This window comes from Mucilaginibacter ximonensis, assembly GCF_042686265.1.
GTDB lineage: Bacteria > Bacteroidota > Bacteroidia > Sphingobacteriales > Sphingobacteriaceae > Mucilaginibacter > Mucilaginibacter ximonensis.
In genome coordinates this window covers 143,618-159,096 of sequence record NZ_JBHUPD010000001.1, presented here as the reverse complement: position 1 = coordinate 159,096, position 15,479 = coordinate 143,618, and the positions used below count along the sequence as shown (strand labels likewise).

Sequence of the window (15,479 nt, the reverse complement as noted above, 5' to 3'; positions counted from 1 at the left end):
CAGCATTGCATAGGCTAAATCAACAACCGCAATATTTCCTATCTTTACCCACTGTATGAAATTTCTGCGGCTGCTCCTGCTTCCTTTCTCATTGATTTACGGATTGATTGTGACAATACGCAACTGGTGCTTCGACGCTGGTGTACTGAAAAGCCGCATATTTAGCCTGCCTGTCATCACGGTAGGCAACTTAACCATCGGCGGAGCTGGCAAAAGCCCGATGACCGAATACCTGGTTCGTCTGTTAAAAAAAGACAATAAGGTTGCTACTTTAAGCCGCGGTTATGGCCGTAGCACCAAAGGTTTTTTGTTAGCTGATACCAATGCGACAGCAGACCAGATTGGCGACGAACCTGCGCAGTTCAAACACAAATTTCCGGATATTACGGTCGCCGTTTGCGAAAAACGCGTGGACGGAATTGAGCAATTACAAAACGATCACGACCTTGTCATTCTGGACGATGCTTACCAGCACCGCGCGGTAAAACCGGGGCTGAGTATTTTATTATTCGACTATAATGGCTTAAACAATCCACACCTGGTGCTCCCCGCGGGCGATTATCGTGAGCCGTTTAGCGGCCGCTGGCGCGCAGATATCATTGTGGTCAGTAAGTGTCCGGTTGGCCTTTCGGCCGACGATCGTAATCGTATCGTTAACGACATGGCGCCCCTGCCTTATCAGCAGGTATTTTTTAGCTCCATAAATTATATAGGCCTGCACCATTTGGATGGCAATGAAGCCAATTTAATGATTGACCAAGACACCACAGTTTTTTTATTGACAGGAATTGCCAACCCTAATCCGCTGCTTAACTATATTAAAAAACAAACTTTACACGTTAAACAGCATAATTATCCCGATCATCATCGCTTTAGCAAAAAAAATATCGCTAAACTTGCTGATGAATTTGCTGCATGCAAAGCACAAAAAAAACTGATCATCACAACAGAAAAAGATGCACAGCGTTTAGGTGAACAAGAGCTTGCATTAGTTGTAAATAAACTGCCAATATTGGTACTGCCGATAAGCATTAATTTTTTAGATGATCAGCAAGCAGATTTTGATCAATTGATTTTAGAATATGTCAGGAAACATAGAAAGTACAACCCAATATATTAAAAGCCGCATTGGCGATTTCCAACCCGAAGTAGGCATTATACTGGGCACCGGGCTCGGCGGTTTGGTTAGCGAAATACAGGTTGAGAAGCAGCTAATGTACAGTAACATACCTGATTTTCCGATTTCTACTTTAGAGTTTCATTCGGGTAAATTGATATTTGGTACGCTCGGAGGTGCAAAAGTTGTAGCTATGCAGGGGCGTCTGCATTATTATGAAGGTTACAATATGCAGCAAATTACTTTCCCTGTGCGTGTAATGAAAATGCTGGGCATTAAAACTTTACTGGTATCAAACGCCAGCGGCGCATTGAATCCCGACTTTAAAAAGGGTGATTTGATGGTGATCGAAGATCACATAAACCTGCAGCCGCATAATCCGCTCATTGGTCGTAATGACGAAGAACTGGGCCCGCGCTTTCCGGATATGAGCGAGCCTTACAAACATAACCTGATTGACAAGGCAATTAACATCGCACAAAAAAATAACATTACCTGCCATAAAGGTGTGTATGTTGCAGTAACAGGCCCAAACCTGGAAACCCGGGCTGAGTACCGTTACCTGCGTATAATAGGTGGCGATGCTGTAGGTATGAGTACCGTGCCCGAAGTAATTGTTGCCAACCACATGGGCCTGCCTGTATTTGCCATTTCGGTATTAACCGACGAAGGTTTTCCTGACACGCTGAAACCGGTATCTGTAGAGGAAATTATAGCAGTAGCTACCGCCGCAGAGCCAAAACTAACACTGATACTTAAAGAATTGATTGCCGGTTTAAATGGCTGATAAGTTTAAATACATACTATTCGTACTGATTTGTTTTGGGGCGCAATTTGCTTTGGCGCAAAACCCTTTGCGTACAAATCCGAACAATCCGGGCTATAACCCCAACTATCCTCCTGGCAGATACCCAAATCAGCCCGGGTATAATAACCCTAACGATACCAGCCGTAACCGCAAACCGTTAACCGGCGACGAAATGATTGATACGCTGCGTAAACGCGAGCAAAACGCCCGCGACTCGGTTATTTTTACCAGCAAGTTCATTAAAGTAACTAATGAGGCATTTTTGAGAGATAGCACGCAGTTATTTCCAATTGATACCACGTATACCAATTTAGAGAACTACAGCCTGCTGTTTCAGCCACGCTCGCCCAAAATAAGCTTAGGCAGTACTGAAGGTCTGGCTACCCGCAGTTTATTATTTGAACCGTCAAAAACTATTGGCTTTGATGCGGGGCTGCACGCCCTGGATACCTGGCTCTTAAAACCTCAGGACATACAGTATTACAATGCACGGGTGCCGTATACCGTGCTGAGGCTTTTTACCGCCGGCTCGCCCGAGCAGGTATTTAATGCGCTGCACACCCAAAACATTAAGCCTAACTGGAACATGGGTTTTAACCTTGGGTTTGTGGGTTCCCGAAACTTTTATGCCAGCAACCATGTGCTGGGGCAAAACGTCAGCAACATCAATGTAGCTTTGTTTAACTGGTATGAGTCTAAAAACAAGCGATATAATTTACTGGCGAACGTTATCGTAAACACCCTTAAATCGCCGGAAACAGGTTCTATTTTGAACGAAGATATATTTGGCCAGAAAGGAACATTTGACAGAACCACCGAACCGGTACGTTTGCCCAACACTTACGAAAACTGGAAAAACACCAGTTTATACATTAAGCAAACCTATTACATAGGCCGTATTGACACTACCATACAAAAAAACTCTGCCAATATATTGCCTACCCAGCGGGTTAATTACACCTTGCACTATGATGTAAGCAAATATGAGTTTTTGCAAAACGACCAGGATACTTATCACGTTTTCCCTGACTATTATTTCAGCTCGAACCGCTCGCGCGACTCGCTGACCGTTCATCATATTCAAAATGATTTTGGCTATAGTTTTTATCTGCGCGGCAAAAAGAAAGCGGCTGTTAAAAACGAATTAAAACTCGACCTGGGTTTAACGCACGACCTTTATAGCTACAATCAATTTGTAACAGACACCATTGTTGACCAATTTGGTTACAAATCGCGTAAGCCTGATAAAAAACAGGATAATACCTTTCAGGATATCACCCTGCACGGCAAACTAAGCTATCGTTTTAGCGACCGGCTGAACTTAGAAGGCAATGTACAGCAAATAGCCGTGGGCCGCGACTTTGGCGACTTTTTATACGATGCAAAATTATACGTATCGGGCGGTAAAAAAGCGGGACGTATTATACTGGACGGCTATCTGCAAAACAGCTCTCCGCCGCTAATGGCTACCAGTTGGATATCCAATCATTATATTTTCCATAATTCGTTTTCCAATACAAAAACTACCAGTTTATCATTCAATTACATCAACGATGCCTTGCAACTAGACCTGAAGGCCGAATACTTCCTGATATCAGACTATATTTATTATCAGGCTCAACCGGGGGGCGTCGATGCGCATCCGGTGCAAATTGGGAATCCGATTAACTTGCTGAAAGTAAGTTTGGGCAAAAACCTGAGCTGGCGAAAGCTGCATTTTGATAATTATGTAGTTTACGAAAAAACCGACTACCAGTCGACCTTACGCGTGCCCGAAGTTTATACCTACAGCACTTTATATTATAATGCTTTTTTGTTTGATGTATTACATATTTCGGGCGGGATTGATGTGCGTTTCAATACGCCTTATATAGCACCATCGTACGCAGTGGGCCTGGGTCAGTTTTATAACGGACCGGATGTGACGTTTTCGTCTTACCCAGTCGGCAAAGTATTCCTAAAAGGTACCATCAAGCAAACTAACCTGTTTGTGGCTTATGATTATGCCAACCAGGGACTGTTTAGCAAAGGTTATTACACCGTGAACCGTTACCCGCAGCAGCAAGCTGCTTTGAAGTTTGGAGTGAGCTGGTTTTTCTTCCAGTAGCCTCCGCGCTCCTTAATAAAGATCAGTGTCATTTCGAGTGATAACGAGAAATCTATACACCCGTTCATATGCGCGTGTATAGATTTCTCCCGATAGTCGAATGACATTTTTGTTTTTAGATTACTCGCTATTCCTCCCCCTTTAGGGGGGCCGGGGGGTTAAGTCTTCAACTTCTTTTTCTTAGCTGCCGGAAACAGCACGTTATTCAAGATCAACCTGTACCCCGGGGAATTGGGGTGCAAACTCAGATCGGTTGGCGGTTCATTAGGATTGTATTGATAATTTTCAGGATCATGGCCACCGTAAAAGGTCCATTGCCCCTTGCCCAGTTCCCCGTGAATGTAGCGGGCCTCGTTAGCGCTTTTCATTTCGCCCATAATAGTAACCGTCGATTTTATTTTTGACTTGTTAAAAGCCGTAGCTAAGCCCATAAAACCTTTAATTACCTTGTCGTGGTTCTGTGTAAGCATACTGGGTACCACATCCCATTTGGCCGAAAAATCAAACAGCGTAAAGAAATCGTCCTCCTGGTAAATATGGCGCGTGTTGCTTACGTCAATATCGCTAAACCTACCGCCTGAACGGCCAAATGAATATGCGCTGGTCACAACATTAAAATTTTGAAAAGCGAGCGTTTGGCTAAAATCGAGTTTCGACTGGGCCTGCGGGTCGGGGCCGTCACCGTCGTAAACCTCATCTACAATATCGGTTTTAGCAGCCGCCAGCGCGATATCAAAACTGTCGGCGCCAGAGCACATCGCCAGTAAAAACCCACCGTTAGCACAAAACTCACGGATAGATTGCGCTACGGCAAGTTTCATTTTAGAAACCTTTTTAAAGCCAAACTTTTTGGCCGTAGCTTCCTGGATGGCTTTAGTCGCCAAAAACTTGTCGACGTTACGGCCCCTGTTACCCTCTTTGCTGTACTGACCTGTAAAATCTTCGTGATGCAGATGCAGCCAGTCGTATTTATTCAGGTCGCCGCGCAATACTTCTTCATCATACACTAAATCAAAAGGTATCTCGGCATATTTCAGCACCAGGATCACGGCATCATCCTGTGGCTTTACGCCCTCTTTTGGCGAGTATACCGCCATGCGCGGGGCTTTCTCCAGCTTTACGATATCCATATTTACAGATGGGTCATTAATCTCGGTAGTAATCTGCGCCACTTTGTCATCGGCAATAACCTCATAGGTTACTCCGCGTATTTTACACTCGCTCTCGGTTTTGGTGTCGTATTTGGCAAGGAAGCTGCCGCCGCGGTAGTTGAGCAGCCAATCAACCTCCTGCCCATTCTTTAACACCCAAAAAGCTATGCCGTACGATTTCAGGTGATCTTTCTGCGTTTCGTCCATCGGTATTAATATGGATGCCGCACTTAGCCCCATTGAGCAAAGCAGCATAGTAGAAGCCATAAGATACCTTAGATACTTCATTTTAACTTATTCCGTTGTCATTTCGAGCCATAGCGAGAAATCTATACACGAGTTGGCTTTCGACTGCTTTGCGCATGTATAGATTTCTCCCGTTGGTCGAAATGACAAACTCTATTATTTCCCACCCTTCAGGGGGAAGGCAGTTAAGTTTTCTGCTTCTTTTTCTTAGCAGCCGGAAACAACACATTATTCAATATCAACCGGTAACCGGGTGAGTTTGGATGCAGGTTCAGGTCGGTAGGCGGGTCGCTTACCGCGTGCTGATAGTCTTCAGGGTCATGACCGCCGTAAAAGGTCCACTGCCCCTTGCCGTACTCGCCGTGTATATAGCGCGCCTCGTTAGCCGTCTTCATTTCGCCCATTACGGTGACACCAGGTTTAATCGTATTTTTATTGAAGGCTGTGGTAAGGCCCATAAAGCCTTTAATCACTTTATCGTGATCTTGCGTAAGCATACTGGGCACGACGTCCCATTTAGCCGAAAAGTCAAACAGCGTAAAAAAGTCTTCGGTACGTACTACCTGGCGCGTGCTGGTCACATCAATATCGCTGAAACGGTGCGAAAACGGACTCATATCCAGGTTAAAGTTCTGAAAAGCGAAGGTCTGCGAAAAATCAAGCTTACTTTGGGCCGCAGGATCTGCGCCATCGCCGTCAAACATCGCCTCACAAATATCTGTATTGGCAGCTGCTAACGCGACATCAAAAGTTTCGGTGCCCGAGCACATTGCAAACAGGAAGCCCCCACCGGCCGTAAAGTCGCGAATATGCTGTGCTACCGCCAATTTCATTTTAGATACTTTTTTAAAGCCCAGCTTAGCGGCCATATCTTCCTGCGCCTTTTTATCGTCTATATACCATTGTGCACTTGAGTAGCCGGCATAAAACTTACTGTACTGACCGGTAAAATCTTCATGATGCATGTGCAGCCAATCGTATTTAGGCAGATCGCCGCGCAGCACTTCTTCGTCGTAGACCAGGTCAAAAGGAATTTCAGCATATTTAAGAACCAGGGTAACCGCATCGTCCCAGGGTAACTTATTTTTTGGCGAATAGACTGCAATACGTGGCGCTTTCTGCAATTTAACCAGATCCATATTTACCGACGGATCGTTAATCTGCGTCAATATTTCGCTCACCTTGGCATCGGCCAACACTTCATAGCTTACACCACGTATTTTGCATTCATCCTCCAGTTTTTTGTCATACTGCGCCATAAAGCTCCCGCCGCGATAATTAAGCAACCAGTCGACCTCACCCCCATTTTTAAGCACCCAAAAGGCAATACCGTAGGCTTTGAGGTGATTCTTTTGCGCCTCGTCCATAGGCATAAGCAATGACGCCGCGCTTGTTGTTAAAGCTAAAAGCATAAAGGCGAAAGCTAAAAGATATTTGGTGCGGTGGTTCATATCCAAATTTAACGAATAATTATGTAAGGTGTTATGTTTAACAACGGCCCGCTATTTATTATTATGTTTAATATGGAAGATTAACATTATGCTGCCCATCGAAACCGAACGACTCATTTTGCGGCAATTAACTCCGGCCGATGCCCTGGGAATGTTTGAACTGGATTCAGATCCCCTTGTCTCAAAATATCTGCATCAAAAACCTTTTACGTCAATTGATCAGGCCCGCGAGGTAATTGACTATATTTTGCAGCAATACCACGACTATGGCATTGCCCGCTGGGCGGTCATTGAAAAAGAAACGAACCAGTTTATAGGTTGGAGCGGACTGAAACTCATTACCGAACCCATAAATAATCACATTAATTTTTACGACATCGGCTATCGCCTTATCAGCAGATTTTGGGGTAAAGGCTATGCAACAGAGTCGGCCAGACCGGCTTTGCAATATGGTTTTGATGTTTTGCAGGCAAACACTATATATGGGATGTGCGCAGTAGAAAATACGGCCTCGGCCAACGTGTTACAGAAAATTGGCTTACAATACGTTGAAGATTTTGGTCATCGTGGCATACCCCATAAATGGTTCAAGATAGCCAAGTGATAAATCTGTATCATTGCGCTAACCACGAAGGCTTTAACCTTTTGCCTTTCAGCTTTCAGCTTAAAACATTACCTTTGCCAACCATTTAAAAAAATTGAAATGAGTAAAGCAATTATAAAAACAGAAAAAGGCGACATGACCGTTGAGTTTTACGATCAGGATGCCCCTAATACAGTTGCCAACTTCAAAAAATTGGCTAAAGAAGGATTTTACAACGGTTTAACTTTTCACCGCGTTATTCCAAACTTCGTAGTACAGGGTGGCTGCCCTTTTTCTAAAGATGCGTCGACTGCTTACAAAGCAGGCAGCGGTGGCCCGGGCTACCATATTGACTGCGAGTTAACCGGCGAATTGCAATACCACGACCGCGGTGTGCTTTCAATGGCTCACGCCGGCCGCAATACGGGTGGTTCACAATTTTTTATCTGCCACAGCCGTACTAACACCGCTCACTTAGACCGTAACCATACTTGCTTTGGTAAAGTGACCGAGAACGTTGACGTGGTTGACGATATTCGTCAGGGCGATAAAATTTTATCAATCGAAGTAACAGAGGATTAATATTTGGTTTAGGTAGGTACGTAAAACGTATTACGTACTACGTATAACTTAATTTGAAAACAATACACTATGAATTTAAGCGCAATAGTATCGGTATCAGGTAAACCGGGTTTATGGAAAGCGTTGGTGCAAAACAAAACCGGTTTTGTGCTGGAAAGCCTGGACGCGCAAAAAACCAAACTGGTAGTTAACCTTTCGACCGCAAAATTAGCAGCCCTTGAAGAGATCACCATTTTTGGCGATGACGAAGATATCCGTTTAACTGAGGTGTTAGAGCGCATGAAAACTGCCGGCAACGTTCCTGATGCCAAAGTTGACGGCACTGCGCTGCGTAAGTTTTTCAGAGAAGTAGCTCCCGGTCATGACGAAGAAAAGGTTTACGCTTCTGATATGAAGAAGATTGTAACCTGGTTTAACATTTTGAAAGAGCTGCCTTTGTTTAACGAAGAACCTGCTACCGCACCATCTGCCGAAGGCGAAACCGCTGAAGCAGCAGCTGCACCGGTAAAAGTTACAGAGAAGCCAAAAGAAAAACCGGCTCCTAAAAAAACAGCCGCTCCAAAAGCGCAAGCTGCCAAAGCTGCCGCGACAAGGAATCCATCCAAAAAAGGATAATATTGTTGATGTGCAGATGCGGTGTAGATGTGCGAATGTGCAGATATGCTGATGTGCAGATGAATAAAATATAAACAGAAAGGCTCGCAATGCGGGCCTTTCTGTTTTAACCGATTGTCATTCTGAGCATAGCGAAGAATCTTATATAAGCGACTTAGCAAAGCGTATAAGATTCTTCGCTACGCTCCAGAATGACAATTATTATAAATAGCTCTAGCGATAGGTTTGAAACCCATCGCTATTTTGTTTATTACTTTATCACCTGCACATCCGCACATTTGCATATTTGCACATCTGCTAGCAATCCGGTTCATCACACTTCTCGTTCGAGAACTCGGGTTCAAAGGTGCTGTGGGTAATATCCAGATGCAGCAGTCGGTGGCGCAGATCGGCTTTGATGCTGTCAAACTGATGCAAATCATCTGGTGCTATAACCAGGTGGGCCGTCAAGGCATTTTCGGTTGTACTAAGCGCCCACACATGCATGTGGTGTACGTCAACAACACCCGGGGCTTTTAACAGCTCTGCTTTGATTTTAGTCAGCGTCATTTCTTTAGGCACGCCATCCATTTCAAGGCGCAGGCTATCTTTAAGCAAGCTCCAGGTACCGCGCAGAATGACTATGCCGATGATTAAACTAACCACGCTGTCAATCCAGTATAATTTGGTGAAATAAATAATAACACCCGCTATAACCACGCCAAGTGAAACTACAGCATCCATTGCCATATGCAAATAGGCGCCTTTTATGTTCAGGTCTGTGTCCTTGTCCTTTACAAAAAGCCATGCCGTAAAGGCGTTAATAACAATACCAATCAACGATACCCAGGCTACAGTGTCGCCTGCTATGGCGGCAGGGTGCATAAAGCGTACAACGGCTTCATACACAATCACGCCGATAGAAGCGACAAGTATAACCGCATTAAAAAAGGATACCAAAATTGTCGACCGTTTATAGCCGTAAGTATAGTTGGCATTTGAGCCTACTTTGGTGAGCTTAAAGGCCAGTAACGCCAATGCCAAACTAACAACATCACTCAGGTTATGGCCCGCGTCTGTAAGCAGTGATAATGAGCCGGTGATCAAACCTGCGACAACCTCAATCACCACAAAGGCCGAGTTGAGTATGATACCCCAAATGAAAGCGGCATTTAAATGATCGAGCCTGGGCTGTTCGTGATGATGATGACCAAAACCATGAGAATGGTCGTGATCGTGGTTATGTGAGTGGACGTGGGCGGACATGGTGCAAAGTTAGCTAAAAATCCTTGTCATTCTGAGCGTAGCGAAGAATCTGCCGACTAGCTACTATAATTTATAGATTCCTGACAATGCTTAAATTAACAAAAATTATTACTCATGATGATACGGCTCACCCTTCAAAATAGTAAATGCGCGGTACAACTGCTCCACAAAAAACAGGCGGATCATCTGGTGTGAAAAAGTCATCCGCGAAAGCGAAAGCTTGTCATTGGCCCGGTCGTAAACCGATTGGTCAAACCCATACGGACCGCCAACAACAAACACCAGGCTAGATGTTGAGCCAACCGCCTTTTTATCAATATAAGCCGAAAATTGCTTAGAGGTAAACTCAAGCCCTTTTTCATCCAGCAGGATCACATGATCCAGGGGTGCTATTTTCTTGAGGATTAGTTCGGCTTCTTTAATTTTTTGTTGCTGCTCGGTTAAGGCTTTGGTGTTTTTAAGTTCGGGCAAATCAATAAGCTCAAGCCTGGTGTAATGCTTCAGGCGCTTTACATACTTATCGATGCCCTCTTTCAGGTAAGCATCCTCTGTTTTGCCAACGGTTAAAAAAGTAATTTTCATCGACCTCACCCCGGCCCTCTCTAAAGGAGAGGGAGGTAATATTTGTTAAGTTATTTTATCTATTTATATGTTCATCCGGCAACCGCTCCAGAGGAGCGGGTTGGGGTGAGTTGTAAAACTAGTTATTTAAAATATAAGTCGTTATTTTGAGCCAACTTTTTTGGAGCACATGCAACCTATCATAACATACTACCAGCAAAACGCACAAGCCGCGCAACAACAAGCCGATAAATTTAAAAGCGAGTCGAATACTTATTCATTTATAAGGCTGGCTGTTTTTTTGGGTATAGGCTTTTTTATTTTTATCGGGGCGATGATGAATAACGCCACGCTTATAGCCATCACGGTACCTGTTTTGCTGATAATATTTGCGGTTTTGGTAAAAAAGCAAAGCAAGTGCAATCAGCAACACAAATACTACAGCGATTTAAAGCAGATTAATGACAATGAAATAGCCAGCCTGCAAACCCGGGGCAACCTGTATAACAACGGCGCAAAATTTAGCGACGAGAAGCATTTTTATACGTCAGACCTGGACATTTTTGGTAACATGTCCCTATTTCAGCTCATAAACCGGGCAGCTACTACTTCTGGCTCTACCAAGTTGGGAGAATGGCTGAGCGCCCCGGCGGGCAAGCCGGTCATTCTGGAGCGCCAGGCTGCGGCACAAGAGATAGCCGACAAAAACCAATGGAAACTTGAATTTCAAACTTTGCTGCTGTTTGCCAATAAAACAGACGGGGATACATTAAAAGCATTATTTGCCTTCCTCAAATCGCCGTTGAATATCCCGGGCGAAGTCGCGTTAAGCAAATACATCCAGATTGCACCTTATTTGATGCTGGCCGCAATTATCGGTTCGTTTTTTTGGCCGATAGCTGAACTGGCCGCCATTGTATTAGGAATAGCCAACCTGGCCATAGTAAGTATTAAAAGTGCTTATATAGCTAAATCTTCGGCCATTGCGGATAAGATCAGTAAAATACTGAGCAACTATGCCTCAGTGTTTGAAAAAATTGAAAAGGAGGACTGGCAATCGGCTCATAACGGCAATCTCGCGCTCAGGATTAAGCAAGATCAAACATCAAAAAATATAGCATTGCTGGCTCGTCTTATCGAAAAAATGAGCTATAACCTCAATATGCTGGTGGGCATTTTACTTAATATTTTCTTTTTATGGGCGCTTAAACAAACCATAGCTATTGAGCAATGGAAACGTAGCAATCAGCAAAGTATGGAGGATGCATTTGAGGTTATTGCCGATTTTGAAGCTATTGTCAGCATCGGCGGTTTACGGTTTAACTATCCCGACTGGACTTTGCCGCAGATAGCGGACGGCGACGCATACACTATTATCGCCCAAAACATAACCCACCCGCTAATCAGCAGTACAAACCGTGTTAATAATAACTATGAGTTGACAAATGCTTTCAAGATTGATATTATCACCGGCTCAAACATGGCGGGCAAAAGCACCTTTTTGCGCACCATTGGTATTAATACCGTCTTGGCGCTTTGTGGTGCGCCTGTTTGTGCTGATGCGATGCAGGTATCTATCATGACCGTGGTTAGCTATATGCGCATCAAAGACTCGCTCAATGAAAGCACGTCAACTTTTAAAGCTGAACTTGACCGGCTGCAAATGTTGCTCAAAGCTGTCGAACATGAATACAAGGTTTTCTTTTTGATTGACGAAATGCTGCGCGGCACAAACTCCGTCGATAAATACCTGGGCTCAAAGGCGGTTATCGAGCAGCTTATCGCTAAAAAAGGTGTAGGCATGGTAGCTACGCACGATCTCCAGATTGCGCAGCTGGAACAAAAATATCCTGACTATGTGCGTAATTTCTACTTCGACATACAGGTGGTTGACGGCGAAATGTTGTTCGACTACAAAATAAAACACGGTGAATGCAAGACTTTTAATGCCTCACTGCTGCTGAAGCAAATTGGAATTGATATTAAGACGGAGTAACCCGTTTGTCATTCCCATAGCGAAGAATCTTATTTAAGCAGCTGATAACGTATAAGATTCTTCGCTATCACTCAGAATGACAGCGGTTAAATAACACCCTAAACAAAAACAGCGACGGGTTTAAAACCCATCGCTATTTGATATCATTTAAATACCAAGCCTTATCGGCCACCGGCGCCTGCGCCGGCACCGCCGCCGCCCATACCCTGGTCGTCTTGCTTCAAGTCATCGTTGTTAATGCCTTTCTTTTTCTCCATTGGGTTTTGTGGTTTAAAGCTTAGCTTACCGAAATTATAACTAAATGTTAAACCAAATGAACGGAACGGATACTGGAATCTGCTAACCTGGGTTAAGCCCCTGCTAGTAATGTTCGAGTTGAACTCTTTGTAATTGCTAAACGGCTGGATAATATTAACACCAAGTGAGTATTTTTTGTTGTCAAACTGCTTTTTGAAACCCATTCCAAAAATGCTGAAAGCCGGGTTTGTACCTTGTATAGTACGACGCGCCGAACTGCCAAAAGCAAACGATTCAATCACAAAATCTTTTGGTAAAGTTAATGTACCGCGCATAAAACCGCCGTACTGAACGTATGTGCCATTTTGCGATTGCGCCAGGTTAAACACACCTGCCGGATCAGGCTTATAAGTATAGGCATTGATACTACCCTGGATAGTCAGTATTTTAAACGGTGTTATTGACCCAAAGAAACTGCCGCCAAATGAGTTATTGTTACCAATGTTTTGGAAAGTAGTTAACGTAGCGCCTTGCTGTATGCCATTAACGGTAACTGAAACCGGTGTAGCAATACCCTCAATTAAGCCGCTGGTGTGCTTATAGTAAGCAGACAGGTTAATTACCGATGCACCAATGAAAGTATTGTAACCCAACTCAACGGTTTGTGACACCTCAGGATTCAGTTTAGGGTTACCTACTTTTTGTGCTAAGATATTAGTGCTGTCTACATAAGGGTTCAGGAACTGTAAGCTTGGCCGCGTGATGCGCTTGCTATAGCCTAATTTAATGGTTTGCGTTGCCGTAAGCTTTTTCTGGAAAGTTAAGCTTGGCACCAGGGTATTATAGTCCTGAGTAAAAGGCACATTTTTTTGCGACAGGCTGTTTGGATTACCGTCAATAGTGGTATACTCGTCTCTTAATCCGGCCAAAATGCTATAGCTCTTTGGCAAGTTGATAGTCAGTACCGAGTATGCTGCACCCACATTCTGGTTATAACCATAAGTGCTTGATGCCAGGCTGTTAAAGACAAAATCGTTACCTGAAGGCGAGTATATATCATTAATAGTATTAATTCGCCTTATAATGTATTTAGCACCCGACTCCAGTTTGAAGGTATTGTTGATAGGCAATACATAATCGGCCTGTACCGTGTACTCATTGTTTGTGCCATCAATTTTATTTTTTTGATTGGGGTTTACCGCCGTGTAATAGTTGGTATACTCGGTATTACCAATGCTATGGCTCCACTGGGTTGACAGGTCCAGTTCCTCGCCTTCTTTTTTAAACTTGTGTACATAGTCCACATTCCAATCAAAACCACTGGCCGGTATAGCATGAGCTACCGAGTTTAAACTAAACGGATTTGCACCTGTGGTTACGCTGTTGCTATTAGTGTTAAATTCAATCTGGTTAAGACGAATAGTCGAATTTAAGCTATTAAAAGCATTAAATTCATATCCGGCAGATACCGAACCCACAATAGCATGGCGCGATACCTTGCTGGTGCCTTTGCTTTCTTTAAATGAATGAAAAGAGCCGGTATCAATTTGTGTTGATTGATAAGTATTAGATGTTTGCGGCCATGAAGCATTACCGCCTACGTTTACCGTTAAGTTAAACCTGTTTTTATTATAGTTCAGGTTAAAGTTGCCATTGTTTTGGCGCGTACCAACACCACCGCTTATACCGCCGCTAATGCCTGATATATTTTTTTGTTTGGTAATGATGTTGATAATACCCGCAGAACCTTCAGCGTCATACTTAGCCGACGGAGAAGTGATTACTTCTACGCTTTTAATCTGATCGGCAGGGATGCCTTTTAATACATCGGCTAAACTGGCTGATGTAGCGCCAGACGGACGGCCGTTAATCAGTACACGCACGTTTGCGTCGCCACGTAAGGATACATTACCGTTAATGTCGACGTTTACCAAAGGCACTTTCTGCAAAATGTCGGTAGCGCTACCGCCACCGGCAGTAACGTCCTTTTCGGCATTGTAAACAATCTTATCAATTCTATTTTCAATTAACGGGGCAGAAGCAGTAACGGTAACCTCGTTCAATGATTTTGTGCTTTGGCCCACTACTACAACGCCCAGGTTTTTGTCGGGCTTTGAAGGCGTGGTTTCAATACCCCTGATTATTTTGGTTGGGTAGCCTACAAAGCTAATCTCCAAACGGTAAATACCCGGGTGGATGTTGTCTAACTGAAAAGTGCCTTTATCGTCGGTCAGTATACCAGTTACCGGAGTTTTGCTGGTACCTCTGAATAAAGTTATCGTTCCGTAATCAAGAGCTTTTTTTGAAATGGAGTCAACCACCGATCCGGAAATCTTGCCCACTATACTTGAGCCTCCTCCGCCAACACCAAATTGTGCCTTGGCCGAGACAACCGAAAAAATGATTGCTATAAGTAGAATTATGCGTTTCATCTGTAAATTTTTGGAATTAGGCGCAAAACTACTGTAATTGTTACAACCAAAAATCACTTTTATTACATTTTGTGCAATTATGTTGGATATGTTACAAATAAGCTTCCGCGCGCCAAACAAACATGTCTACACCGATGGTAATAAATTCATACATTACACATTGTGGATAAGGTAGTTAGCCAGATAACTTTTATCAAACACAAATTGTCATTCTGAGCGACAGCGAAGAATCTTATGCGCCTTACCTGCCGCTTAAATAAGATCCTTCGCTGTCGCTCAGGATGACAAGGTGGGGAGTGTTTTTCTTGTTAGTCAGGATTTGCAATCCGGACTTGCTTGTTTGCGGAT

At 43.8% G+C, this 15,479-nt stretch carries 12 protein-coding genes; 7 read left to right on the top strand and 5 right to left on the bottom strand.

Translation table 11 applies throughout. From position 1 onward, the window contains the following. Positions 1–55 precede the first annotated feature (55 nt). From lpxK to ACFS5N_RS00690, 3 genes are read left to right on the top strand one after another with little or no spacing between them, the layout of a single operon-like run. Positions 56–1,120, top strand: a complete 1,065-nt coding sequence (gene lpxK / locus ACFS5N_RS00700) for a tetraacyldisaccharide 4'-kinase (RefSeq protein WP_377181164.1) — start codon at positions 56–58, stop codon at positions 1,118–1,120. Continuing rightward, entirely contained in the window at positions 1,083–1,904 is an 822-nt protein-coding gene (locus ACFS5N_RS00695) for a purine-nucleoside phosphorylase (RefSeq protein WP_377181162.1), read from the top strand. Before lpxK ends, ACFS5N_RS00695 begins: the two co-directional genes overlap by 38 nt. After that, positions 1,897–4,032 (top strand): putative porin, encoded by a 2,136-nt coding sequence (locus tag ACFS5N_RS00690; RefSeq protein ID WP_377181160.1) that lies wholly within the window; start codon positions 1,897–1,899, stop codon positions 4,030–4,032. Before ACFS5N_RS00695 ends, ACFS5N_RS00690 begins: the two co-directional genes overlap by 8 nt. Before the next feature lie 158 nt (positions 4,033–4,190). On the opposite strand, the gene ACFS5N_RS00685 is transcribed toward ACFS5N_RS00690, so the two are convergent. Together ACFS5N_RS00685 and ACFS5N_RS00680 are read right to left on the bottom strand one after the other, a co-directional pair. After that, positions 4,191–5,450: an asparagine synthetase B gene (locus ACFS5N_RS00685; protein ID WP_377181158.1), complete on the bottom strand. Its 1,260-nt coding sequence runs from the start codon at positions 5,448–5,450 to the stop codon at positions 4,191–4,193. Between the two features lie 164 nt (positions 5,451–5,614). After that, positions 5,615–6,796, bottom strand: coding sequence for an asparagine synthetase B (locus tag ACFS5N_RS00680; protein WP_377183876.1), 1,182 nt, complete (start codon positions 6,794–6,796; stop codon positions 5,615–5,617). A 172-nt stretch (positions 6,797–6,968) separates the two neighbouring features. Between ACFS5N_RS00680 and ACFS5N_RS00675 the strand changes: the two genes are divergently transcribed. From ACFS5N_RS00675 to ACFS5N_RS00665, 3 genes are all read left to right on the top strand, one after another. Further along, entirely contained in the window at positions 6,969–7,484 is a 516-nt protein-coding gene (locus ACFS5N_RS00675; RefSeq protein ID WP_377181156.1) for a GNAT family N-acetyltransferase, read from the top strand. 99 nt (positions 7,485–7,583) lie between these two features. Continuing rightward, positions 7,584–8,045 (top strand): peptidylprolyl isomerase, encoded by a 462-nt coding sequence (locus tag ACFS5N_RS00670; RefSeq protein ID WP_377181154.1) that lies wholly within the window; start codon positions 7,584–7,586, stop codon positions 8,043–8,045. Positions 8,046–8,114: 69 nt separating this feature from the next. After that, positions 8,115–8,660 (top strand): DUF5606 family protein, encoded by a 546-nt coding sequence (locus ACFS5N_RS00665; protein WP_377181152.1) that lies wholly within the window; start codon positions 8,115–8,117, stop codon positions 8,658–8,660. A gap of 297 nt (positions 8,661–8,957) precedes the next feature. Here the strand turns inward: ACFS5N_RS00665 and ACFS5N_RS00660 are convergent, their stop codons facing one another. Both ACFS5N_RS00660 and rlmH read right to left on the bottom strand, forming a co-directional pair. Then, on the bottom strand, positions 8,958–9,905 hold the full coding sequence (locus ACFS5N_RS00660) for a cation diffusion facilitator family transporter (RefSeq protein ID WP_377181150.1): 948 nt from the start codon (positions 9,903–9,905) through the stop codon (positions 8,958–8,960). Positions 9,906–10,013: 108 nt separating this feature from the next. Next, a complete protein-coding gene (gene rlmH / locus ACFS5N_RS00655; RefSeq protein ID WP_377181148.1) occupies positions 10,014–10,487 on the bottom strand; it encodes a 23S rRNA (pseudouridine(1915)-N(3))-methyltransferase RlmH in 474 nt (157 codons plus the stop codon). 169 nt (positions 10,488–10,656) lie between these two features. Between rlmH and ACFS5N_RS00650 the strand changes: the two genes are divergently transcribed. After that, positions 10,657–12,462 carry a MutS-related protein gene (locus tag ACFS5N_RS00650; protein WP_377181146.1) on the top strand — a complete coding sequence of 602 codons (1,806 nt, stop codon included), beginning with the start codon at positions 10,657–10,659 and terminating at the stop codon, positions 12,460–12,462. A gap of 161 nt (positions 12,463–12,623) precedes the next feature. On the opposite strand, the gene ACFS5N_RS00645 is transcribed toward ACFS5N_RS00650, so the two are convergent. After that, the gene (locus ACFS5N_RS00645; protein WP_377181144.1) at positions 12,624–15,131 is read right to left on the bottom strand and encodes a TonB-dependent receptor domain-containing protein; all 2,508 of its coding nucleotides are present in this window, start codon (positions 15,129–15,131) and stop codon (positions 12,624–12,626) included. Between the last annotated feature and the right edge of the window lie 348 nt (positions 15,132–15,479).